The 22823-nt window shown below is 52.3% G+C and carries 22 protein-coding genes; 4 read left to right on the top strand and 18 right to left on the bottom strand.

All coding sequences use genetic code 11. The features are described from left to right. Positions 1–11: 11 nt before the first annotated feature. The 10 genes from PKO01S_RS11780 to pdhA form a co-directional block, all read right to left on the bottom strand. The gene (locus tag PKO01S_RS11780) at positions 12–1157 is read right to left on the bottom strand and encodes a lysozyme family protein (protein WP_127531541.1); all 1146 of its coding nucleotides are present in this window, start codon (positions 1155–1157) and stop codon (positions 12–14) included. Between the two features lie 67 nt (positions 1158–1224). Further along, entirely contained in the window at positions 1225–1545 is a 321-nt protein-coding gene (locus PKO01S_RS11775; RefSeq protein ID WP_127531540.1) for a hypothetical protein, read from the bottom strand. A 147-nt stretch (positions 1546–1692) separates the two neighbouring features. Further along, entirely contained in the window at positions 1693–3180 is a 1488-nt protein-coding gene (locus PKO01S_RS11770) for a glutamate synthase subunit beta (RefSeq protein ID WP_127531539.1), read from the bottom strand. A gap of 234 nt (positions 3181–3414) precedes the next feature. Then, the gene (locus PKO01S_RS11765) at positions 3415–3906 is read right to left on the bottom strand and encodes a dihydrofolate reductase (protein WP_127531538.1); all 492 of its coding nucleotides are present in this window, start codon (positions 3904–3906) and stop codon (positions 3415–3417) included. A gap of 42 nt (positions 3907–3948) precedes the next feature. Further along, positions 3949–4905, bottom strand: coding sequence for a thymidylate synthase (locus PKO01S_RS11760; RefSeq protein ID WP_127531537.1), 957 nt, complete (start codon positions 4903–4905; stop codon positions 3949–3951). A 99-nt stretch (positions 4906–5004) separates the two neighbouring features. After that, the gene (locus PKO01S_RS11755) at positions 5005–5511 is read right to left on the bottom strand and encodes an acyl-CoA thioesterase (protein WP_127531536.1); all 507 of its coding nucleotides are present in this window, start codon (positions 5509–5511) and stop codon (positions 5005–5007) included. A gap of 119 nt (positions 5512–5630) precedes the next feature. Further along, on the bottom strand, positions 5631–7046 hold the full coding sequence (lpdA, locus tag PKO01S_RS11750; protein ID WP_127531535.1) for a dihydrolipoyl dehydrogenase: 1416 nt from the start codon (positions 7044–7046) through the stop codon (positions 5631–5633). Positions 7047–7050: 4 nt separating this feature from the next. After that, positions 7051–8364: a dihydrolipoamide acetyltransferase family protein gene (locus tag PKO01S_RS11745; protein WP_127531534.1), complete on the bottom strand. Its 1314-nt coding sequence runs from the start codon at positions 8362–8364 to the stop codon at positions 7051–7053. 51 nt (positions 8365–8415) lie between these two features. Then, entirely contained in the window at positions 8416–9393 is a 978-nt protein-coding gene (locus tag PKO01S_RS11740) for an alpha-ketoacid dehydrogenase subunit beta (RefSeq protein ID WP_127531533.1), read from the bottom strand. Positions 9394–9429: 36 nt separating this feature from the next. Then, positions 9430–10500, bottom strand: coding sequence for a pyruvate dehydrogenase (acetyl-transferring) E1 component subunit alpha (gene pdhA / locus PKO01S_RS11735; protein WP_407669647.1), 1071 nt, complete (start codon positions 10498–10500; stop codon positions 9430–9432). 294 nt (positions 10501–10794) lie between these two features. On the opposite strand from pdhA, the gene PKO01S_RS11730 reads away from it, so the two are divergent. Next, positions 10795–11526, top strand: coding sequence for an alpha/beta hydrolase (locus tag PKO01S_RS11730; protein ID WP_127531531.1), 732 nt, complete (start codon positions 10795–10797; stop codon positions 11524–11526). 563 nt (positions 11527–12089) lie between these two features. Here the strand turns inward: PKO01S_RS11730 and PKO01S_RS11725 are convergent. From PKO01S_RS11725 to PKO01S_RS11715, 3 genes are all read right to left on the bottom strand, one after another. Continuing rightward, complete coding sequence (locus PKO01S_RS11725; RefSeq protein ID WP_127531530.1) at positions 12090–12575, bottom strand: low molecular weight protein-tyrosine-phosphatase; 486 nt, start codon at positions 12573–12575, stop codon at positions 12090–12092. After that, positions 12572–13417, bottom strand: coding sequence for a trimeric intracellular cation channel family protein (locus PKO01S_RS11720; RefSeq protein WP_307719829.1), 846 nt, complete (start codon positions 13415–13417; stop codon positions 12572–12574). The genes PKO01S_RS11725 and PKO01S_RS11720 overlap by 4 nt, the downstream gene beginning before the upstream one ends. A gap of 75 nt (positions 13418–13492) precedes the next feature. Continuing rightward, positions 13493–14266, bottom strand: coding sequence for an MBL fold metallo-hydrolase (locus PKO01S_RS11715; RefSeq protein ID WP_246070543.1), 774 nt, complete (start codon positions 14264–14266; stop codon positions 13493–13495). Positions 14267–14462: 196 nt separating this feature from the next. Here PKO01S_RS11715 and PKO01S_RS11710 point away from each other — a divergent pair, with 196 nt between their 5' ends. Beyond that, complete coding sequence (locus PKO01S_RS11710; protein ID WP_407669645.1) at positions 14463–14948, top strand: C40 family peptidase; 486 nt, start codon at positions 14463–14465, stop codon at positions 14946–14948. 175 nt (positions 14949–15123) lie between these two features. Here PKO01S_RS11710 and PKO01S_RS11705 read toward each other — a convergent pair whose 3' ends face one another. The 5 genes from PKO01S_RS11705 to PKO01S_RS11685 form a co-directional block, all read right to left on the bottom strand. Continuing rightward, positions 15124–16482 carry a HAMP domain-containing sensor histidine kinase gene (locus PKO01S_RS11705; protein WP_127531528.1) on the bottom strand — a complete coding sequence of 453 codons (1359 nt, stop codon included), beginning with the start codon at positions 16480–16482 and terminating at the stop codon, positions 15124–15126. After that, on the bottom strand, positions 16479–17177 hold the full coding sequence (locus PKO01S_RS11700; RefSeq protein ID WP_127531527.1) for a response regulator transcription factor: 699 nt from the start codon (positions 17175–17177) through the stop codon (positions 16479–16481). Before PKO01S_RS11700 ends, PKO01S_RS11705 begins: the two co-directional genes overlap by 4 nt. Positions 17178–17244: 67 nt before the next feature. Further along, a complete protein-coding gene (gene chrA, locus PKO01S_RS11695; protein ID WP_127531526.1) occupies positions 17245–18528 on the bottom strand; it encodes a chromate efflux transporter in 1284 nt (427 codons plus the stop codon). Between the two features lie 42 nt (positions 18529–18570). Continuing rightward, a complete protein-coding gene (locus PKO01S_RS11690) occupies positions 18571–20124 on the bottom strand; it encodes an ABC-F family ATP-binding cassette domain-containing protein (RefSeq protein WP_127531525.1) in 1554 nt (517 codons plus the stop codon). A gap of 109 nt (positions 20125–20233) precedes the next feature. After that, positions 20234–21829: a serine/threonine-protein kinase gene (locus PKO01S_RS11685; protein WP_127531524.1), complete on the bottom strand. Its 1596-nt coding sequence runs from the start codon at positions 21827–21829 to the stop codon at positions 20234–20236. A 210-nt stretch (positions 21830–22039) separates the two neighbouring features. Here PKO01S_RS11685 and PKO01S_RS11680 point away from each other — a divergent pair, with 210 nt between their 5' ends. Then, positions 22040–22342, top strand: a complete 303-nt coding sequence (locus tag PKO01S_RS11680; protein WP_218031477.1) for a MazG nucleotide pyrophosphohydrolase domain-containing protein — start codon at positions 22040–22042, stop codon at positions 22340–22342. A 56-nt stretch (positions 22343–22398) separates the two neighbouring features. Beyond that, positions 22399–22823, top strand: a 425-nt coding sequence (locus PKO01S_RS11675) for an SRPBCC domain-containing protein (RefSeq protein WP_164779578.1), incomplete at its 3' end; no start/stop codon positions are given.

The following is a 22823-nucleotide window of genomic DNA, read 5'->3' as shown; positions in this document are numbered from 1 at the left end:
AGTTCTTCTGATTAATGAACGTATTTGGTTATTGCGTTCCAGATCGAACGAACGCCGTCCGCCCAATGCGGGTCTTCCGCATACTCACGGTTGATCCAGGTGAACGGATCGGTTCCGGACGGACGGTCTTTACTTAACCGCGCGATCGTTCTTGCCGCGACTTCCGCCGACTTCCGTATCGTTGTGTTATACTCCTGCCAGCTGTGGAACACGTTGAACGGATTGTTAATGATCTGCTCCGCCTTCTTATGGCTGCGAGGAACGAACGCTTGCTCCTGACCGGTAATAGCGAATAGCAGAAGCGGATCGATATCGAATTGCTTGGCCGCATCGAAGATCGGCTCCATATACTCCGATTCCGACAGCATGGAATCCTTCGAGTCGAGATACTGGACGAGCCTTTCGCGGTTCACGTCCTTGTATTGCAGCATTGCCGGCAGTTCATTCAAGTTCAGCTTAGGCTGCACCGAAACGGCCTGTACGACAGGCACATCCGGCTGCTTAACGGCTGAATGACGAGCCAGTGACCAGCCATACATAAGCGATGCTGCGACCAGTACCGCGCTGAGCGTTCCGTATATCGCCCATCTTCGATATCGTCCCGTCGGATGCCCCGGAGACTGATCGGACGAAACGCCACTCTCGCCGAACAGCTCCGGTCTCATGAAAGGCAGAACGATAGCTTGTCCTTCCGGTAAAGGCTCGAACGGTTCAGCCGACTTCATCAATCGTTCGGCTATCGATGACCACCTTTGAACTTGTCCGTTCGCGGTATCGGTTACAGGACCGGCACTGCTTAGCGCTTCACGGAGCGCATCCGGATGCACCGTCCCGTACAACTGCTGTTCGACCCACGCGTGAAACGGTTCGAACAAAGCATCGTCCTGCAGTTCCAGCGACAAGCATGCCTCTGCGATATCGTCCGTTCCGACAGGGCCAGCACGCTCAACAAGAGCGGTTCGGATGAGCCTGGACGTTAACTGCTGCCGAATAGCGTCCGGAAATTCAGGCAGCCGTTTGAAGACGATTCGCTTCACCGCATCCGCGATAATGTCGGCATGCTTGTCGAGAGGCAAATCCGAAAACTTATGTTGGACGTATTGTCTTATATTCCGTACTTCAGCCTGCGTTAATATGAGGGCGTTATTGGCGGGCATTGACCTACCTCCGCTAAGATCGGATCATGGCTGAAAAGCGATTACTCCGATTTTAGCATATCTTTCCTCATGTTGGGGAGGGGAGATTTCTAATGCGCACCTGAATATCGTCCGACATTATGTAGGCCGTTATTTGCTCTTTTTCCGACACCGTAAACTGAAATTCGCAATCGGTTCCCTCATCGTAAGGAACCATCTGAGCGATTTGCCCGCCTAATGTCGTTACGACGTAGATCGAAAGGTCTAGTATCCCAGCCGGTACAGGCGTTCCCGGCCAGAGCTGCGGAATAAGTTCAATGTCGACCCATTGCGAATCGCGCCGTTCCATCCGCGCCGTAAATCCGACAAATTTCAATTCCGTTATATCATCATTACCGTATTGAATCATTACTACTGCCTCCTACGCACAGTGCACATTACATAGCACCTATCATGTCCTATAACAGCTTATCACAATTGGATTGATGTCGAAAACATAAAAAAGCACAAACGTCCAAACGAACGTTTGTGCTTTATGAAAGCCTGGATCATCCGATTAAGGTAGCATCGACGAACCCATCAAATATTTATCCACTTCACGAGCAGCCTCACGGCCTTCGTTGATCGCCCATACGACAAGGCTTTGACCGCGGCGCATATCGCCTGCAGCGAATACTTTATCTACGTTCGTAACGTATTTGCCATACTGCGCTTTAACGTTCGAACGGCGGTCCTGCTCAAGACCGAGCTCGTTGATAACCGTGTTCTCAGGACCTTCGAATCCGACGGCAACCAAGACGATATCCGCCTTCCACACTTTCTCCGTGCCTGGAATTTCCGTATAAATTCGGCGTCCTGTCTCATCAACCGTACGCTCGATTTGAACCGTGTGGAGCTCTTTCAGGTTGCCGTTCTCGTCGCCGACGAACTTCTTCGTCAGTACCGAGAATGCACGAGGATCTTGGCCGTACAGCGCCTTCGCCTCTTCATGCGCGTAATCCAGCGTATAGACGTTCGGGAATTGAGGCCAAGGGTTGTTCACGACATCGCGCTCCAATGGAGCTTTGCCGACCGTACCGAATTGCGTAACCGAACGGCAGCCATGGCGCAGAGCCGTCGCAACGCAGTCCGTACCTGTGTCGCCGCCGCCAATGACGATAACGTCCTTGTCTTTCGCCGAGATGTAGTTGCCGTCTTCCAAGTTGGAATCCAGATAGCTCTTGATCGTGCCGTTCAAGTAATCCATCGCTTGATGAATGCCTTTCAGTTCACGGCCTTCCATCGAAACGTCGCGCGACTTCGTAGCGCCGCCGCAAAGTACTACTGCATCGAAGTCGTCAACGAGCTTCTGAGCTGGAATGTCTTTGCCGATTTCCGTGTTCGTCACGAACGTAATGCCTTCCGCTTCAAGAAGATCAACGCGGCGTTGTACGACCGCTTTGTCGAGCTTCATCGTCGGAATACCGTACGTCAACAAGCCGCCGATTCGGTCAGCGCGCTCGTATACCGTTACAAGATGGCCAGCTTTATTCAATTGAGCCGCCGCCGCAAGTCCGGCAGGACCAGAGCCGACAACAGCAACGCGTTTGCCCGTGCGCTCCTTCGGCGGTTGAGGAACGACCCAACCTTCATCGAAGCCGCGGTCGATGATCGCTTGTTCGATCGTCTTAATCGTAACGGATTGTCCGATCAGACCGACCGTACACGAACCTTCGCATGGCGCAGGACATACGCGTCCCGTGAACTCTGGGAAGTTATTCGTTTTATGAAGCCGGTCCAGCGCCTCGCGCCACAGACCACGGTAGATTAAGTTGTTCCATTCCGGAATCAAGTTATTGACTGGGCAACCAGAGACGCTGCCTGCAAGCTCTATGCCCGTATGGCAGTACGGCGTACCGCAGTCCATACAGCGTGCGCCTTGCATGCGAAGCGCTTCGTCGCTCATATGAAGATGGAATTCTTCCCAGTCTTTAATCCGCTCAATTGGATCGCGATCTGCCGGCAGTTCGCGTTTATATTCCATAAATCCCGTAGGTGTAGACATGATCGCAACTCCCCCGTAAATATTGTACCGATTCAGAGCCATTCTAATAAATAAACTATAGCGGGAATCGAACGTTTATTCAATAACAATCTTTGCATAAGAACGACTGTTATGAATGTTGATAGGGAAAATATTATCATTATAATACAGGCTCTACAAATGGATTATCCGTACAATCATTTGTACTATTACGCATTGAGTGTTGTACAGACAGCTGTATTCAATGTTCGTGATTTACTGTCTTTCATAGGTAAGGAAGCGATAAACGTACGGATTTTTCTCATCCCGCACGCCCTCTCTCATTTCCGCTAGCGCCCACTTCGTTTCATCATACGCTGGAAAAAAGGCATCGGTGCCTGCAAACGTATCTTCAATCTCCGTTATGAGCAGCTTGTCTGCATAAGGGAGAAATTGACCATAGATCTCCGCACCGCCGATAATGACCAATTCCTCTTCTGCTGCTCCATATTTGCTAAGCGCCTCTTCGACCGAACCGACCGTTTCCGCCCCTTCTAGCGCAAGCCCCGGGGTACGTGTCAGAACGACGTTTCGGCGGTTCGGCAGCGCCTTAGGGAACGATTCGAACGTTTTGCGGCCCATTACAACGGTCTTACCCGTCGTATACGCCTTGAAGAATGCCATGTCGGCCGGAAGACGCCACGGAATTTTATTGTCTATGCCGATGCCCCGCTCCCGGTCCATTGCCCAAATCATGCTGATTGTCATTGTCGGCTCCTCTCTCCTGTCTCACTGAATGATCACAAAGCGCTAGACAGCGATAGGCGCTTTGATTGCCGGATGAGCATCATAGCCCTCCAGTGCGATGTCCGACACCTCGACGTCGAAGACCGACTCCCAGCCGCCCTTCAGAATAAGCTTCGGCAGCGCCTTAGGCTCGCGCGTCAGCTGCTCTTCAATCGCGTCCAGGTGGTTGATATAAATATGCGCATCGCCAAGAGTATGCACGAACTCGCCAACCTCTAGTCCGCATTCGCGGGCAATCAAGTGCGTGAGCAACGCATAGGATGCAATATTGAACGGGATGCCGAGGAAAATATCCGCGCTCCGCTGATACAACTGGCACGACAGCTTCCCATCTGCCACATAGAACTGGAATATCGTATGGCAAGGAGGAAGTGCCATGGTCGGCACGTCTTCCGGATTCCATGCGGATACGATAAGTCTGCGGGAATCGGGATTGCGCTTGATCATAGCAATGACGTCCTTCAATTGATCGATCGTCTCGCCTTGTGTTGTCTGCCACGCGCGCCACTGCTTGCCGTATACATCGCCAAGCTCCCCATATTGAGCAGCGAAATGGTCATCTTCCAACATAAGCTTAATGTAACGTGCCATCTGCTCTTTATATTGAATAGCGAATTCTGCATCCGTCTGCGAACGAAGACCGAAATTCGTCATGTCCGGGCCGTCGTAAGCATCGCTCTCTACCCAGCGCTTGAATGCCCATTCGTTCCATATATGATTATCATGCTGAAGCAAGTAACGGATATTCGTATCGCCTTTCATAAACCAGAGCAACTCGCTCTTTACATGACGGAAAGGCACTTTCTTCGTCGTCAGAATCGGAAAGCCGTCATTAAGATCGAACCGCATTTGGTAACCGAACGTCGAAATCGTCCCCGTCCCCGTACGGTCTTCTTTGCGCGTTCCGTTGTTCAGCACATGCCGCAACAGCTGCAAATATTGCTCTTCATTGTGACTCATCTGCATCATTCTCCGATCGTTGCATGGTATCGTCTTGAACATTATAGCTTAATTGTATCATAATCAGCCGCTTCAACGAAGACCGGAGAACATCTTGATTTAGGATTGTCCTTTTCGCTCGTCAACCCTCTTCCGCCTCTGCAAATAGCGGTCAAGGCCGGTAATATGAAGTTCCTGCTCCTCGTCTGTCTCAGGTAATATACCGGGTACAGGTGTTGGACGGCCGTCATCACCAAGCGCAACGAACACGAAGAAAGCGGTGACCGCTGTATTGCGGATGCCAGTCTTCAAATTTTCCGTCACCGCCTTCACGAACACTTCAATTGAACTTCGATGTGTCCACGAGACGAACGACTCGACGATTATGGCTTCACCTACCCGAATCGGCGCCACAAAATCAATGCTGTCCGTCGACACGGTAACAACCGATGTCCGGGAATGACGCATAGCCGATATGGCGGCTACCTTATCCATATATTCCATGACGATTCCACCGAACATCGTCTGAAGATGATTCGTATCGGAAGGAAATACGATTTCCGTCAGGATGGCGCGGGATTCGGAAGCCCGTTTCAACCTTTTCGCAGGTTCTGTTTCATGAGTCATTCTCAAGCCGCCTTTCCCTATTAGCCAGCTGGATTGTATGCGATGACTATATTATATGTAGATTTCCATCAAAAAGAGGCCTGCGGCAACATTCACCGCAGACCTCTTCTTCATATATATTACTTCACGAAAACGTGGATTGGGTGGCCAAGCGCCACTTCCGCCGCATCGAGAACGATCTCGCCAAGCGTAGGGTGAGCATGGATCGTCAGTGCGATATCTTCGAGCGTTGCGCCCATCTCAATCGCGAGGCCGATCTCAGCAATCATGTTCGATGCTTCGATACCGACGATTTGTGCACCGAGCACAAGGCCGTTATCCGCATCGGATACGATCTTCACGAAGCCTTCCGTACCGTTAAGCGACAGAGCGCGGCCGTTCGCTGCGAATGGGAACTTGCCCAGTTTCACGTTGTGGCCTTTTTCTTTCGCTTCTTTCTCCGTGTAGCCGACTGCTGCGCATTCTGGATCGGAGAATGCAACGGCAGGGATGCACTTGTAATCGACAACGCTAGGCAGGCCCGAAATGGCTTCAGCTGCTACGCGGCCTTCGTACATCGCTTTGTGCGCAAGTGCTGCGCCTGGAACGATGTCGCCGATTGCGAAGATGTGCGGAATGTTCGTGCGGCCTTGGTGGTCGACTTTCACGAGACCGCGGTCCGTCATTTCGACGCCGATCAGGTCAAGACCAAGCTCACCGTCCGTGTTCGGACGACGGCCAACCGTTACGAGCAGGTAGTCTGCTTCCACGACTTCTTCTTTGTCGCCAACTGTGTACGTTACTTTTACGCTGTCAGCCGATTGTTCAGCCGATTTTGCGGAAGCGCCCGTTACGATATTGACGTCTTTCGTTTTGAGCTTCTTCGCCACGATGTTGGACATATCTTTGTCGAAGCCAGGCATGATTGCGTCCGCGCCTTCGATGATCGTCACTTTCGTGCCGAATTTGCTGTACATTTGGCCAAGCTCGATACCGATGTAGCCGCCGCCGATAACGACGAGGCTCTTCGGAATCTCAGGCAGCGACAGTGCTTCTGTCGAGGACAGAATGCGGCCGCTGTAAGGGAATGCTTTCAGCTCGATCGGACGTGAGCCCGTCGCGATGATGCAGTTCTTGAAACGGTAGCGCGGCGCTTCTTGGTCGTTGAATACGCGTGCTTCGTTCGCATTGATGAACATCACTTCACCGTTGAAATATTCAACTTTGTTCGCTTTGAGCAGCGATGCAACGCCGCCCGTCAGCTTTTTCGTTACGCCGTTTTTGAACTCTTGCACTTTGCTCCAGTCGACTTTCACGTCGCTGACCGTAATGCCGAACGCTTCGCCGTGGGAAGCTGCTTCGTATTGGTGAGCTGCCGAGATCAGTGCTTTGGAAGGAATACAACCAACGTTCAAGCATACGCCGCCAACCGTTGCCTTATCTACGCAAAGGACGGATTGACCGAGTTGTGCTGCACGAATTGCGGCTACGTAACCGCCTGGGCCAGCACCAATGACTAATGTATCGATATCAAGAGACGCGTCTCCTACTACCATTACGTTACACCTCCATGATGAACAGTTCAGGCTGCGCCAACAACTGTTTAATGTAGTTCAAGAAGTTTTGAGCCGTTGCGCCGTCGATGAGACGGTGGTCGAAGCTGAGCGACAATGCCATGACAGGTGCAGCTACGATTTCGCCGTTCTTAACAACAGCTTTCTCGGAGATGCGGCCCGTGCCGAGGATTGCCACTTCTGGGAAGTTAATGACAGGCGTGAAGAACATGCCGCCGGCAGATCCGATGTTCGTAATCGTAATCGTGCTGCCTCTCATCTCGTTCGGAGCAAGCTTACCGTCCCGGCCGCGTACAGCCAGATCGCTGATGCTGCTTGCAACTTTGTAAATATTTTTACGGTCAGCATCTTCGATAACCGGAACGATCAGGCCGTTGTCCGTATCGGTTGCGATACCGATGTTGTAATATTTGCGCAGAACGATTTCTTGATTCGCTTCGTCCAGCGTAGCGTTCATGATCGGGAATTCGCGGCATGCTGCCACCAATGCTTTCACAATGAACGGCAGGTAAGTGAGCTTAACGCCCTTCTTCTCTGCGAACGGTTTGTACTTCGCGCGAAGTGCAACAAGTTCAGTTACGTCAACTTCATCCATCAGCGTAACGTGTGGAGCCGTGTACATCGACTTCGACATAGCACTTGCGATTGCTTTGCGGATGCCTTTGAACGGCACGCGCTCTTCCGGACGATGAGCCGTTCCCGCTGCTGCAGGTGCTGCTGGCTTAGCTGCTTGCTCTTCTGCCGCTTGTGCAGGAGCTGCCGCTTCAACCACAGCTGCTGCCGCTGCAGGTGCTGCTGCTGCGCCGCCGGATTTGAATGCGTTGATATCGTCGCGCGTTACTTTGCCGTTCTTGCCGCTTCCCGTTACAGCCGTAATGTCTACGCCTTGCTCACGGGCATATTTGCGTACGCTTGGCGTTGCAAGTACAAGCGCGCTGCTTGCTTGTGGAGCAGGAACTGCTGCTGCCGCTTGTGCCGGCGCTGCTGCTGGAGCAGCCGCTTCAGCTGCAGGAGCTGGTGCGCTGTCCGCTGCAACCGTTGCGCCTTCCGGCAATTCACCCGTTACGTCGATAATCGCAACGACTTCGCCGACATGGCATACTTGACCGTCCTTCGCGAACACTTCAAGTATTTTGCCTTCTACCGGACAAGGCACTTCTACGATTGCCTTGTCATTCTGTACTTCCATCAAGATGCTCTCGTCATTAACCTCGTCGCCTGGCTTGATGTGCATTTTGACGATTTCGCCCTCATGCAGACCTTCGCCTAGCTCCGGGAACCGATATTCGAATTTAGCCATCCGAATGTTCCTCCCTCATGTGCTCTATAAACGTACCCGATTGATAGGGCATTAAAAGTTCAATACTTGTTTAGCTGCTTTCACGACGCGCTCAGGCGACGGAAGCCATGCATCTTCGACCTGTGCGAATGGATAGACCGTATCTGGACCCGCAACACGAAGAACTGGTGCTTCGAGATGCAGAATGGCTTTCTCATTGATTTGCGCGATGACTTCAGCAGCAACGCCGGACGTCTTCTGCGCTTCTTGTACGATGATTGCACGGTTCGTCTTCTGGATCGACTTCACGAGCGTGTCGATGTCAAGCGGGAGCAGCGTGCGAAGGTCGATAACTTCTGCTTCGATACCTTCTTTAGCCAGCTCTTCAGCTGCCTTCTTCGCGGTATGAACCATCATGCCGTAAGCAATGATCGTCACGTCTTTACCTTCGCGAACGACATTTGCTTTGCCGATCTCAATCGTGTATTCGCCTTCTGGAACTTCGTCGCGGAATGCACGGTACAGGTTCAAGTGCTCCATGAAGAATACTGGGTCATTGTCGCGGATCGCGGAAATCATCAGGCCCTTCGCATCGTAAGGGTTCGAAGGCACGATAACTTTGATACCAGGCGTTTGAACTGCAAGACCTTCGAGCGAGTCCGTATGCAGCTCAGCCGCTTTAACGCCGCCGCCGAATGGCGTACGGAATACGATTGGCGAGTTGTAACGGCCGCCGGAACGGTAACGCATGCGGGCAGCTTGTACGAACATTTGGTCCAGTGCTTCGTAGATGAAGCCGACGAACTGGATTTCAGCGATCGGGCGGAAGCCCTGCGTGCCCATACCGACCGCCATACCAGCGATTGCGGATTCGGCGAGCGGCGTATCGAATACGCGCTCCTCGCCGAATTCCTCTTGCAGCCCTTCCGTTACACGGAATACACCGCCGACCTTACCAACGTCCTCACCGAAAATAAGAACGTTAGGATCCTGCTTCAATTCAACGCGCATCGCATCGCGCAACGCTTCTAACATATTCATTTGAGCCATGATCGATGGAATCCTCCTTCTGCAGTTTAGTCGTTATTATTGAAAGTCAGCTTTCTGTTCTTCCAGATGCTGAGGCGTTTTCTCGAACATCGTGTCGATCAGACCCGAAACTGTCATTTTCTCGGTTTGCTCAGCCTTTTTGATGTGCTCGTTAACTGTAGCTTTCGCCTCTTCTTTGACACGGTTCGTGTCTTCTTCCGACCAGAGACCTTTAGCTTCCAGGTATTTGCCGAAGCGTACGAGCGGATCGCGCGGAGCCCAATCGTTCTCTTCGTCTTTCGTACGGTATTTCGTCGTGTCGTCTGCCATCGAGTGCGGACGGTAGCGGTACGTAATCAGCTCGATCAGCGTCGCGCCTTCGCCATTGCGGCCGCGTTCTGCTGCTTCGGATACTGCTTTATATACAGCAAGCGGATCCATGCCGTCGACTTGAACGCCTTTAATGCCTGCCGCTACTGCTTTATGAGCAACAGACAGCGCCGCCGTTTGCTTCGCATACGGGGTTGTGATGGCGTAGCCGTTGTTTTGAACGACGAAAATGACCGGAAGCTTGAACACGCCAGCGTAGTTCAGCGCCTCGTAGAAATCGCCTTCGGACGAACCGCCGTCGCCTGTGTACGTGATCGCAACGCGCTTCTCGCCTTTTTTCTTGAATGCCATCGCTACGCCCATTGCATGAAGCACTTGTGCGCCGATGATGATTTGCGGCATCAAGACGTTAACGTCTTGCGGAATTTGACCGCCATGCTGATGGCCGCGGGAGTATAGGAATGCTTGGTACAGCGGAAGACCGTGCCATACGAGCTGCGGCATATCGCGGTAACCAGGGCAAACGAAATCTTCTTTAACTAATGCATATTCACTGCAAACCATCGAAGCTTCTTGACCGGATACCGGTGCGTAGAAGCCGAGACGGCCTTGACGTCCAAGGTTGACGGCGCGCTCATCCCAAGTACGGGTGAACACCATCCGGTACATGATTTCTTTCAACTGCTCGTCGGACAGACTCGGAACCAAATCCGGTGCCACGATTTCGCCTTCCGGCGACAAAATGGACAACGGTTGAACAGGCTCGGACTGAACTTCGTAAGACGGTTGTTTAGTCACCACTTTGCTCATCGTAAACGCTCACCTCATATTAATATTTGAATATCGCATGCGTCTGTTATAGAATTATTATAAACCTGTTTTGAGAAAATGGTCAAAGCAAAAAACATAAAAACCGCGTATTTTTAATGTTTCGGGCGGTTTTTTAAAGAAATTGTATATGTAACAGCACAACAACTTTAGTGATACAGAATAGTACAACAGAGCAGCAAAACGTTGCGGCGCGCCGCACTTCCTCTCTATTGTTTACCCACTAACAGATGTTCTCATGCAGGGCGAAAGGAGCCATACTCGATGGAAGACAAATATTTAAAGCGAACAGTGAATAAGGAGACCGTTTCCAGTCGGTATTTGCCGGAAGGCGAACGCAAGCTTCGCGTTTTTCTGCCGCCGGGCTACAATGAAGTATTAAGCTATCCAGTTGTATATTGCCAAGACGGTGAAGATTTCTTCAACTTCGGACGCGTGGCGACAATTGCTAACCAACTCATATTAGATGAAGGCGTGGAGCCGTTCATTATCGTCGGTGTCGACGTTGATAAAAGCGTGCGTACCGACGAATATTCTCCAGACGGCAGCCGGTACGCGAATTACGTCCGTTTCTTTGCAGAGGAACTTGTTCCGTTTATTGAAGACAAATATCCTGTCCGCCGCGAGCCGTCAGAACGTCTGCTCGCAGGCGATTCGCTCGGCGGGACGGTCTCGACCCATATCGCACTCGAGCATCCGGAATTGTTCACTCGCGTTCTCTCGCTATCCGGCGCCTACTATCCGGCTTCGCGCAATCTGATTGCTTCAGCAAGCAACTTAGCCTGGCTCGATATTTACATGACGGTCGGCCTTCAAGAGAACGCATATGAAACCGACCGCGGCATCTATGATTTTGTCGCCCTCAACCGTAATGCACGCATTCTGTTCGAGGAACGCGGTGCGAAGACAACGTACCTGGAGCGCGACGGCAAACACACCTGGGGCTTCTGGCAAAAAGATTTACCGGCGGCGCTTGCTTATTTCTTGGACCGATAGGGGCAGAAGGTGTATCTCCTTTCGGTCGCTGTTGAAATCGTGAATTTTCTGAACAATTATCCCAATGTGATTTCACGATTTCAAAGGCGAACGCTCCGCTCCTACAGGAGATACACCTCCCACCCTTTCCATTGTGTTAAGGCCGGACAGCCGCATTTCACTTGCGACTGTCTGGCCTTAATTTTTTGATATAGTTAGTGGACGCTGCTTCGCAGCTAGTAATTGCGAAGTGTTCGCTTCCGTTGTCACGTGAGCGGGGTAACGAATCGAGAAAGCCTTATTTGTACGAAATAAGCGCTTTCGGCGCTCTAACGAACTCCAGCGACGCTATTTGCTCCTGATCGAGGAATATCCGGTTCATATCGATTAAATAACGCTTCCACGATTCGTTAGAACTCCAAACTCTTCTTTTGGTACACTTTAGAGCTTCTATGGTTCGTTCACGGGAGATAGCGTTCATCCATCGAGCAAGATTAGTAGATTTACGAGGGGCAAGGGGCATTGCGGCGTCAAACATGTCAGAAACGAAAAAGGCAGGACCGAAAATCGGTCCTGCCTTCCTTTTACACCTGTTGTTCTTGACGAATCTTCGCTAGAAGACGGTCGCAGCCTGTCGAGACGAGCTCGTACACTTCTTCAAAGTTGCCCGTATAGTACGGGTCAGGCACGTCGCTCATCCCTGCCTCCGGCACGAGGTCAAGCATCTTAAGCATTTGAGCCCCGCCTATGTTCTGCTCAGACAACGAGCGCCGTATGTCGTTCATATTCTGTTCATTGCTGCTGTCCATGCACACGATATAATCGAAATTCGAGAAATCGCCGCCGGTTACTTGCCGGGCACGCATTCCTGCATACGAAATACCGCGTTGATCCAACAGCTTGCGCGTGCCTTCGTGAGGAGGCTTGCCGATGTGCCAGTCACCTGTACCGGCCGAATCGATCTGAATGGACTCCGTCAGACCCGCTTCCTCTACTTTGCGGCGGAATACCGCTTCTGCCATTGGCGATCTGCAAATATTGCCCAAACAAACGAATAATACCTGTGTCATCGATGCCACCAGCCTTTCTTGACCGAACCGCCGCCTGACTCGCCTGCAGCCGCAGCGAACGTTGCGCCTGTTTCAACCGGCAGAACCGCATGAGCTTGAACGCCCTCAGCCTGCTTCACCTGTTCCGGATGATGATCAGCACGCTCGTATACCGACTGCGAGAATGCATGCTTGAGCGAACGCTTTGGCAAGCTCCACTTGTAATAGACAGACAGCATGCGCATCACAATAATGATGACGAACAACAACAGCAGTTCAAACGTCGTTTCGAACCATTTGTAATAAATGCACAAGCCAGCAGCCATTGCCCACACGGCATAGATCTCGTCCCGCAGTACGAGCGGCTTCCGGCCGGCGAGCACGTCGCGAATCATCCCACCGCCGATGCCTGTCAGCATAGCTGCTACAAGCACCGCGCTCACCGGGTGATTCATGTGTGTCGCATAGAGAGCACCTTGGATCGCGAATGCCGACAAGCCGATCGCATCGAAGAACGCTTCGCTTCTTCGCCACTTCTTCAGCCAGGATACTGGCATCACGAATGCAATAATCATCGAGATCATTGCGATTTTGAACAGATCGCTTTGGTTCCACAGCGTCGACACCGGAATTCCGATCAATAGATTGCGTACAACCCCGCCTCCAAATGCCGTTACAAGGCCAAGCACGAATACGCCCAAAATATCGTACTCTTCCTCCATAGCCACAATCGCGCCGCTGACTGCAAAGGCGATCGTACCGATAATACTGAACACGCCGAAAATGTCCATGTCCACTTGCTCTCTCATTGCCTCCGATTCTGTTCGACCGGCGTATGGGCGCCGGTATCGTCCATCAATCATTGTAATCGCCTCCGCACATTCACGCAAGACGACAATTTTCGCAGCATTTCCATTACTTCCGTATAACCAAAACCTCTATATCGTAACAGTCATTCCCGTGGTCGCGAAGTCTACGCCTTCTGGCAGAGAATAACTGTTCCGCAGATCAATATCATGCGATATATGTGTGAACAGCGTACGGCCTGGCCGCAGCTCTTCAATTAATACGAGCGCTTCCTTAACGTCGTAGACCGAACGCGTCTCGAATGGATATGGCTCTTCGTAAAAGCTGGTGCCGAGGATTAACAGGTCGAGCCCGTAAAGCGGTTCCAACTGCTCCTCGGTCAGCGCAATGGCGTCTGAGCAGTAAGCCCACGCTGTGCCGGACCCTGAATGATCGAACCGGAAGGCGTACGCATAACCATTCTTCCCGTGATTCACGCGCCAAGTTCGAATATGCCACCCTCCGATTGTCATTCCGTCGTCCGATGACTGGAACGCGATCTGCCTTGGCAGCCACGGGAATCTTGCTGTAATCTCGCCAATCGTCTCCGCTGGCGCGAACGCTTCTCCTTGCCTTCCCGTCCAGCGGCAGGCGTCCGCCCACTCCACAAGGCCTCCAATATGATCGAAATGCGCATGCGTAATCAGCATTCGGTCGAGCAGCCGCACTCCAGCCGCCTCCATCTGCTTGCCCCAGTCAGGACCGCAATCGATCCATGTATGGCCAAGCTCCTCATCTTCGATCTGCAGCGCGGAGCGATAGCGCCGGTTAGTCCCGCTTTCCCTCGCTTCCTCACAAACGCCGCAATCGCAATACACACGCGGGACTCCCATAGAATCGCCGGTACCGCGAAAAGTCAATTTCATTACGCTGAGCCTCTCCTTCCACCGCTCTCATTATTATCATACCTCCATGAGAATTTTCTCACCGAAATCTCATAAAGGCGTTCAAACTGCTGATATACCGTGTTTTCCGCTTTTCTTGGTAAACGTTAGGCGGTTCGCCGTATGTTATAGTTATCCCAACAATTGCTGAACTTAAGCTACGGAGGGATTGATGAACATGCACACGAAACCATGGCTCAAACGTATTGTCGGCATCCTGCTCAGCGCGACCATCGGATTAACGGCGCTTGCATTCGGATTCTCCGGCCAGGCTCAGGCTGCAACGCCTGAATCCGAGCAGCTATTGTCCACTGGCGAGATGTATTTGGGCGTTCCTTACCGCTTCGGAGCACCTAGCGGACTAACTTCCGCATTCGATTGTTCTTCGTTCACCCAATACATATTCAAGGAGAGCGGAATTGAAATCCCGCGTACTTCGATTGAACAGGCAGCCAAAGGAACGAAAGTAAAGAAAGCAGACTTAAGCAAAGGCGATCTCGTTTTCTTTAGTACGACCGGCACCAGTAAAATATCGCATGTTGCGATCTACGCCGGCAACAACAAAATCTTGCACGCTTCCAGCAGCAGCGGCGTGACAATCTCGAGCCTAGGCTCCGCCTACTGGTCCAAAAATTATGTCACTGCCCGCCGAGTCCTCAAATAACGAATAGCAGCACGAACCCACATGACGACGATTATTCAATCCACCAAGACGATACCGGATGAAGACGTCGTCTTTTTGTGTCCACATTTCACAACAACAAGCAAAAAGGCCCCGCCGCAACAGAGCCCCTCTACTCGCCTTACCTCATCCTGCAACAAACGACTCCCTATTCCGCTTACGCCCTTCTGAACGGAAATTGAAGCATAATCGTCGTTCCATGTTCCGGTTTACTAATGACCTCGATCTGGCCTTCGTGCAAATCGACGATTCGCTTCGCGATTGATAATCCAAGGCCTACACCGCCCGTCGCCCTGCTTCTGGCACCATCGACACGGTAGAACCGTTCGAACAGGTAAGGAATCTCATTCTCTGGAATGCCTATGCCTTTATCCGTCACATACAGCCGGATGGATTGCTTAACCGCGCTTACCGTTACGTCAATCGAATCTTTGCTGTATTTGATCGCGTTGTCGATCAGAATGACGAGGAGTTGCCGGATTTTGTCCCGGTCGCCCTTCATCTTCACGCTGCCGCTGGCTGCATTGACCCGGATCGTTCTGCCGAACGTCACATGCATCATCTCTGCAAGCTCGTCAACGATCGGAACAAGGTCGAACGTCTCGACGTTCAGCCAGTCCTCCTGCTCCGCATCGGCAAGCGTCAGCATCGACTTGGTCAAATTCTGCAATCGCTCAACCTCGCGCGCGATCGCTTCAATCGCTTCGTCGCGTACAGCCGCATCATCCCGGCCCCAACGTTTGAGCATGCCCGCATAGCTGCTAATGACCGTTAGCGGCGTCTTAAGCTCGTGGGAGGCGTCCGCCACGAACTGTTTCTGACGAGCAAACGTACGGTCTAGACGTGCAATCATTTGATTGAATGCCCGTACGAGCTGCTGCATCTCGGCGGAATCGTCCTCCGGCTTCGATTCGATCTTGCGAAGCTTACCGCTTCGATCAATCTCTCTCATCGTCGATACCATCTGCTGAATCGGCGACGTCAGCCTGGAGGTGAACCAATAAGTGCCGAATATGGCGAACAAAATCGCGCCCGCGCTCGTTACAGCCAGCGCCACGACTAAAATTTGCAAATACGTATCGAGCGAATTCAGCTTCCGCATGATCTCGAGACTGGCCACTTGCTCTGGTCCGTCGTATAGCGGAACGCGCATATACAGCACTCTTTTGCCGCCGATCGTCATTAATCCGGAATCATGAGTCTGGTAGTATACTGCCTTCTGATCCATCAACTCCTTGTCGGAGCCTTCCTCATTCAATATTTCGCCCGAAGGAGCTACGATCCGGATCAGCTCGTTCACATTATAAAAGTCATTAAGCAAATTCGGGTTGTTGTAGATCGCCGCATTCTGCGGGTGAGCATTCTCAAGCAACAGCTTCACCTTATCGGTTAGCGACTGCTCCTCGCTTCGAGTCGTAATATTGATGACGAACAAATATACGAAGATATTGAACAGCAGCAAAATAAAGATAATCCAGAAAATCGTAAAAAGCGTATATCGTTTACGAAGCGTCATCCATTCGGCTCCTTCAGCATATAACCGACCCCTCGGACGGTATGTATGAGCTTATAGCGGAACCCTTTGTCCACTTTCTGGCGCAAGTAACGGATGTAGACGTCAACTAGATTTGTTTCGCCGATAAAATCGTATCCCCATACTTCGGACAAAATATCTTCGCGCGACTTTTCCTCATTCTTGTGCTCAGCCAAATAGACCAGCAGTTCGAACTCTCGCGGCGTCAAATCAACCGCCAGCTCCTTGCGGAATACTTTGCGTGTCCGCAGCTCGATCGTGAGATCGCCAACTTTCAGGATGTCCGAACCTTCCGATTCTTTCGTATGCTGGGCAAAGATACGCAAAATGTTGCGTACGCGCGCCAGCAGTTCTTCCATGGCGAAAGGCTTCGTCACATAATCGCTTGCTCCATGCTCGAAGCCGCTCACTTTATCAGGGACCGTATCTCTCGCCGTCAACAATATGACAGGAACCGTATTGCCGCCTTGCCGCAGCCTGCGAAGCACTTCAATGCCGTTCAAGCCAGGCAGCATGACATCAAGCAGCACCAAATCCCACTCGCCCGATTGCGCCATCTCAAGTCCGGTCCGTCCGTCTGCCGCGACGCCGACCGTATAGCTCTCATGCTCCAGCTCCAGCTGAAGCACGCGCGAAATACCTTCTTCGTCTTCGATAACCAATATCCGTTCGTTCAATGAAGTTTCACCTGCTTTCTGCTCTTCGGTTATTCGATTATTCCATGTCCGACCGACTACAACTACGTTACCATAATAATGCGCCTACAGCCGCAGCGACAGCCACCACTTGCCATGCCGGCCGGTTCCACCATTGGAGCGCGGCGAAAGCGCCTAACGCCACAACAAAATCGAGAGGCTCTCGAACCGCCGTCTTCCATACCGGATCATAAAATGCTGCCAGCAATAAGCCGACTACCGCTGCATTGACTGCTGTCAACGCTCCGCGGGCGGCTGAATGATTGCGCAGACGGTTCCACAGCGGGAATGCTCCCGTAATAAGCAACAACGAAGGAAGAAAAATCGCCGCCAGCGCCACTGCCGCCAGCCCTACAGCCTTCAAGCCCGAAGCCATTGATGCGCCGATATAAGCAGCGAAAGTAAACAAAGGACCCGGCACCGCCTGTGCAGCGGCATAGCCTGCCATAAATTGATCCGCCGTCAGACCATTCGGTCCGTCATGCACGGTCCCCTGCTCCAACATAGGCAAGACGACGTGTCCGCCGCCGAATACGAGTGCTCCTGCCCGATAACTGGTATCGGCTATGGAGACAGCTGGCGAATTCGTCTGGCTTGTCCACCATGGCAGCAGCACTAGCAGCGCCGCAAAAAGAACAAGCGAAGCGGCTGCGATCCGCATGCCGAACCGGCGCATCAATCCCGGCGGCTCTTCATAAGCCGTATCTTGCTTAGTCCCGCTAGAGGATGTCCGGAACCACACGACGCCGATTACGGCGCATACTGCAAGCGGAGCAAGCTGACCGCCGATGCCGGGGAACAACAAAGCGCACGCGGCAGTCGCAGCAGCCATTGTGAACCGGTTCCGGTCCGGCGCGAGCGATCGCCCCATGCTGAATATGGCTTGCGCGACGACCGCAACAGCTGCAAGCTCAAGGCCATGCAGCACGCCGGATAACGAGCTTTCCGAAGCGCCGACGCCGAATGCGAACAGCAGCATAAGCAGTGCAGAAGGAAGTGTAAAGCCCAGCCAAGCAGCAAGGGCTCCAAGCAGTCCAGCCTTGCGCAGGCCGATCGCCATCCCTAACTGACTGCTGCTTGGACCGGGGAGAAACTGGCATAGCGCCGTATAATCGGCGAACTCGCTGTCGCTCAGCCATTGCCTGCGAACGACATAATACACGCGGAAGTAGCCGATATGCGCCACGGGGCCACCGAAGGATGTCAATCCAAGCCTGAGTGCAGCTGTAAATACGGTCCATGCGTGAACCCGGTTCGAGATTGGTGCAGGTGCGGCACTTGATGGATGAACCGGAGATTGCGGGTTACTCGTCTCGAATGGAGCACCTTGCATCTATTATGCCTCCTGTGCCAACTTTACACTTCGACCGTTATATTATTGCGTTTGCATCGACCATTGCTCGACGTCCCACGTTTTCGTTACCCAATCCTCATAGAAGTCCGGTTCGTGGGAAACAAGAATGACCGTACCTTTGAATTCCGTTAGCGCACGCTTCAGTTCGGCTTTCGCAATGACATCCAAGTGATTGGTCGGTTCGTCGAACAGAATCCAGTTACTTTCGCGCATCATCAGCTTGCATAGGCGCACTTTAGCCTGCTCGCCGCCGCTCAATTGGTTCAGAGCGCGTGTAATATGCTCATTCTTCAGACCGCAGCGCGCAAGTGCAGCGCGCACTTCATGCTGGTTCAAGCTCGAGAATTCATTCCAGACATCATCAAGCGGAGTCAGCGTTGGCGCCTTTGCCTCTTGAGCGAAATAAGCAGGGTGCAGGAAGTCGCCGCGGTATGTTTTACCTTCGAGCGGTTCAATGACGCCAAGAATCGTCTTCAACAGTGTCGATTTGCCGACGCCGTTGCAGCCGACGATCGCAACTTTATCGCCGCGCTCAATGAGGACGTCCATCTGCGGCAGCAGCGGACGATCATAGCCGATAACGAGCCCTTTGGCCTCGAACACCGTCTTGCCGCTCGTGCGTGCTTCCTTAAAGCCAAACGTAGGCTTCTGTGCTTCTTCCGGACGATCGATTCGATCCAGGCGGTCGAGCTGCTTCTCGCGGCTCTTCGCGCGGCCGGACGTGGAATAACGCGCTTTGTTCCGTTGGATAAAGTCCTCCTGTTTCTTTATAAACTCCTGCTGCTTCTCGTAAGCGTCAATATGTTGGTTTTTATTAATATCTGCAAGTTGCAAGAACTTCTCGTAGTTGCCGGCATAACGCGTCAAGCGCGCAAACTCTAGATGATAAACGATATCTACGACTTGGTTCATGAAGCTCGTTTCGTGGGAGATCAGCATGAACGCATAAGGATAGTCTTTCAAATAGTTGGTCAACCACGTAATATGCTCTTCGTCCAAGTAGTTGGTAGGCTCGTCGAGCAGCAATACCGTCGGTTTCTCCAGCAGAAGCTTGGCAAGCAGAACCTTCGTACGTTGGCCGCCGCTCAGCGCAGTAACATCACGTTCCAAGCCGATCGCGTTCAGGCCGAGACCGTTCGCCATCTCCTCGACTTTCACGTCCAGCATGTAGAAGTCGCCGATGTCGAGCGCTTCTTGAATTTCACCCATCCGCTCCAGCAGTTGCTCCAGTGTATCCGGATCGGCGTCCGCCATTTGCGCTGCAATATCGTTGAGCTCTTGCTCCAGTTGCAGCAATGGCAAATAAGCATCTTTAAGAACGTCGCGGATCGTCTTGCCTGCTTCCAGCTTCGTGTGCTGATCCAAGTAACCGTAGCGGACCTTAGGCATCCATTCTACGCGGCCGCTGTCCTTGAGAAGCGACCCGGTCAAAATATTCATCATTGTCGATTTGCCGGTACCGTTCGCGCCGACCAGACCAACATGCTCCCCGGCAAGCAGCCGGAACGACACGTCCTTGAACAGTGTCCGGTCACCGAAATTGTGCGTCAAATTCTCGACAGTCAATAAACTCATGTATAGAACTCCGTTTCTTTATTCAAATGTAGAATTAGTGCGGACTTTGTATCATCGCGCCGGAATCATTGTACCATAACAGAGCTTCATTGTGGATAACCAAATGACGCTATGCTCTAGGCTGCTTCGCACGAATCGCAGCAAGCACCCGCACTAGCGGCCGTTCGAGCAGCTTCCGGTAAGCTGCACGCTCGGTCGGCCATTGTCCCGACCAAATAAGATCGAGTGAATCTGAATAATCGATTTGGGGCACTACTGCCGAAGGCTCCTCCGGGAATAGAGACAGCCATTCGCGCCGATGCTTGAACGAGGTATCTTTGTTTGCGATCCACAATACGTCCGCTCCTTCTTCCCGCGCGGCTGCGAGCTCGACTTGAAGCTTCTGGAGGCGGAGTGCGGACCATTTTGCCGGATAAGGATCTGCAAGCACAAGGATTGTCGAAGCCCGCCTGAGCCACGACATCCCTTGCCGATCGTCCCATCGGGATGATAAATCGAGCAGAGCCGCTCTTCCCGACTGTACCGTCCGCTCTATGATACGGCGTACCGTTGCCTCCCCTCCCGGCTCCGTCATCCGCCCGGCGTCCATTTGACAATACCATTCGATTGACTGCTCCTTCCGTTGCACGAACCCGCCGTCTCCGCCAGCCGAACTGTTCTTTCCGAGTGTATCGCCATCTGTCATAACCCCAAGCAATGCAGCCCATTCAAGCGATTGTCCCGTCAACTCGCAGGCGGTTACCGGCGTTCCAGCATGGGCAAGCAGACGTGCTAATGTCATGGTTAAAAATGTCGCTCCTGCCCCCGCCGATACGGACAGTACCGCCGTTAATGAAGGAATTCGGCTATCCCCGCCCCGAGTGTCCGTGAGCCGATTCACCCCCCGCCCGCCTGGAATGGCCGCAGCCAAAGCCTCTTCGGTTTGCCGCATCGTCTGAAAGCGCAATTCTGCATTGGTTTGTATCATTCGGGCAACTGCAGAGAAGAAAGGCGCAGGCACCTCGTTCCGTATGACAGGAGGACCGGTTGGGAACATATCGAAACCAACTCCTCCGCTTATCAGATAATAAAGGACGGCGCCGAGACCATAGATGTCCGTTCTAGCGTCGCTCTGCGTGCCCAGGATTTGCTCCGGCGCCGCAAATCCTGGCGTGCCGAGCAGCAGTGTATCTTCCAGCTGGCCAGCCTTATAGTAACGCGCAATACCAAAATCAATCAGCCGAACGTGGCCGCTCTCATCAATCATAATATTTGACGGCTTCAGATCGCGGTGAATGATCGGCGGCGACTGGTCATGCAAATAGGCGAGCGCTCCGCACAGCTGAATAGCGACAGACGCGATCTCCTCGAACCGCATGCAACCGCCGCACCGGTGTAGTCTTTGCTCCACCGTTTCGCCATGTACATAATCCATTACGACGTACTCTAGTCCGTGCGAATTGGGAGGGATGTAATCGACGATTTGCGGCAAGTTCGGATGATTCAATCGCATAAGAAGACGTGCTTCTTCCGCCGACAGCTCCGATTCCGGCACTGGCCGGCGCAGTTCTTTCACAGCACGCAGCTTGCCTGGCAGCCTTATGTCTTCTGCTGCGTACACCGTACTCATGCCGCCTCTTCCGATCTCTCCGACAATCCGGTACCGACCGCCAACCATTCGCTCTTCTTCCATCCAGCCGATTGACTGCGTATATTCTTGCTCCAATGCGTGCCACCCTTTCGTTTCCCTTGTGTGTATAACGCAAAAATCCCGGCACAAAGCGCGAATGCGCTGCGTACCGGGATGCTTTCCCTGTCTGTCTGGCTTGCTGCATATTTGTTATTTGATATAGGTATTTTATTACAGGAAACCGATATGGACAAGTCGAACTTATCTTACGACAATACTAATACCACGACGGAGGCGTATGTGATAATGATTGAACGGCCCATCTATCCTTTGACACTTGCGGAGCTTCAATCCTATGTGAAAGGGAGAGACTATATTCCGGAAGCCGTTAACGGATATTTCTTGAAGTTGATTGAAGAAGTTGGAGAACTGGCGGAAGCCATGAGAAAGAATGTCAGACAAGACTCGTCAGGCATCAAAGGAACGATCGAAGAGGAGCTTGCAGACGTCCTTTATTACACGATCAGTCTTGCTAATGTGTACGCAATCGATCTCGAACTTGCGTTCAAGCAGAAGGACGAGCTGAACAGAATGAAATGGGGACAATAGTGGGCAAATGCAACAATCAACTTCTGTCATCTAAATACACAAATGGAGGAATTCGAATGAGCAACGATCAAAATGTTCAAAAGAATGAGTCGACGACAATTACAGAGGACGGCAAGCTAATCATTACTCGTACCTTCGACGCGCCGAGAGAACTTGTTTTTAGAGTTTGCTCCGAGATCGAGCATCTCCAACATTGGTGGGGGCCGGTCGGATTGACTTGGGGACAAGCCACGCTCGATTTTCGTCCGGGCGGAAAGTTTCATTACAGCATGTCCTCGAACGACGGGTACACGCTATGGGGACGTTTCGTCTACGAGGAGATCGATGCGCCGAACCGAATCGTCTACATTAATTCATTCTCTGACGAAGAAGGCAACGCAGTACGCCCGCCATTCTCATCCGAATTTCCGATCGAAGTCCGCAATGAAGTCACGTTTGAGGATTTCGACGGCGGCACACGAATTACGCTGACCGGCGGCCC

The sequence above is a fragment of the Paenibacillus kobensis NBRC 15729 genome (genome assembly GCF_004000825.1).
Lineage (GTDB): Bacteria > Bacillota > Bacilli > Paenibacillales > Paenibacillaceae > Paenibacillus_T > Paenibacillus_T kobensis.
Note: the sequence above shows the minus strand (reverse complement) of the source record. Positions and strands in the feature narration are given on the sequence as shown.

Coding starts and splice junctions, on each gene's coding strand:
- PKO01S_RS11780 (WP_127531541.1), bottom strand. CDS start 1,157: ATGCCCGCCAATAACGCCCTCATATTAACGCAGGCTGAAGTACGGAAT.
- PKO01S_RS11775 (WP_127531540.1), bottom strand. CDS start 1,545: ATGATTCAATACGGTAATGATGATATAACGGAATTGAAATTTGTCGGA.
- PKO01S_RS11770 (WP_127531539.1), bottom strand. CDS start 3,180: ATGTCTACACCTACGGGATTTATGGAATATAAACGCGAACTGCCGGCA.
- PKO01S_RS11765 (WP_127531538.1), bottom strand. CDS start 3,906: ATGACAATCAGCATGATTTGGGCAATGGACCGGGAGCGGGGCATCGGC.
- PKO01S_RS11760 (WP_127531537.1), bottom strand. CDS start 4,905: ATGAGTCACAATGAAGAGCAATATTTGCAGCTGTTGCGGCATGTGCTG.
- PKO01S_RS11755 (WP_127531536.1), bottom strand. CDS start 5,511: ATGACTCATGAAACAGAACCTGCGAAAAGGTTGAAACGGGCTTCCGAA.
- lpdA (WP_127531535.1), bottom strand. CDS start 7,046: ATGGTAGTAGGAGACGCGTCTCTTGATATCGATACATTAGTCATTGGT.
- PKO01S_RS11745 (WP_127531534.1), bottom strand. CDS start 8,364: ATGGCTAAATTCGAATATCGGTTCCCGGAGCTAGGCGAAGGTCTGCAT.
- PKO01S_RS11740 (WP_127531533.1), bottom strand. CDS start 9,393: ATGGCTCAAATGAATATGTTAGAAGCGTTGCGCGATGCGATGCGCGTT.
- PKO01S_RS11730 (WP_127531531.1), top strand. CDS start 10,795: ATGGAAGACAAATATTTAAAGCGAACAGTGAATAAGGAGACCGTTTCC.
- PKO01S_RS11725 (WP_127531530.1), bottom strand. CDS start 12,575: ATGACACAGGTATTATTCGTTTGTTTGGGCAATATTTGCAGATCGCCA.
- PKO01S_RS11720 (WP_307719829.1), bottom strand. CDS start 13,417: ATGATTGATGGACGATACCGGCGCCCATACGCCGGTCGAACAGAATCG.
- PKO01S_RS11715 (WP_246070543.1), bottom strand. CDS start 14,266: ATGAAATTGACTTTTCGCGGTACCGGCGATTCTATGGGAGTCCCGCGT.
- PKO01S_RS11710 (WP_407669645.1), top strand. CDS start 14,463: ATGCACACGAAACCATGGCTCAAACGTATTGTCGGCATCCTGCTCAGC.
- PKO01S_RS11705 (WP_127531528.1), bottom strand. CDS start 16,482: ATGACGCTTCGTAAACGATATACGCTTTTTACGATTTTCTGGATTATC.
- chrA (WP_127531526.1), bottom strand. CDS start 18,528: ATGCAAGGTGCTCCATTCGAGACGAGTAACCCGCAATCTCCGGTTCAT.
- PKO01S_RS11690 (WP_127531525.1), bottom strand. CDS start 20,124: ATGAGTTTATTGACTGTCGAGAATTTGACGCACAATTTCGGTGACCGG.
- PKO01S_RS11680 (WP_218031477.1), top strand. CDS start 22,040: ATGATTGAACGGCCCATCTATCCTTTGACACTTGCGGAGCTTCAATCC.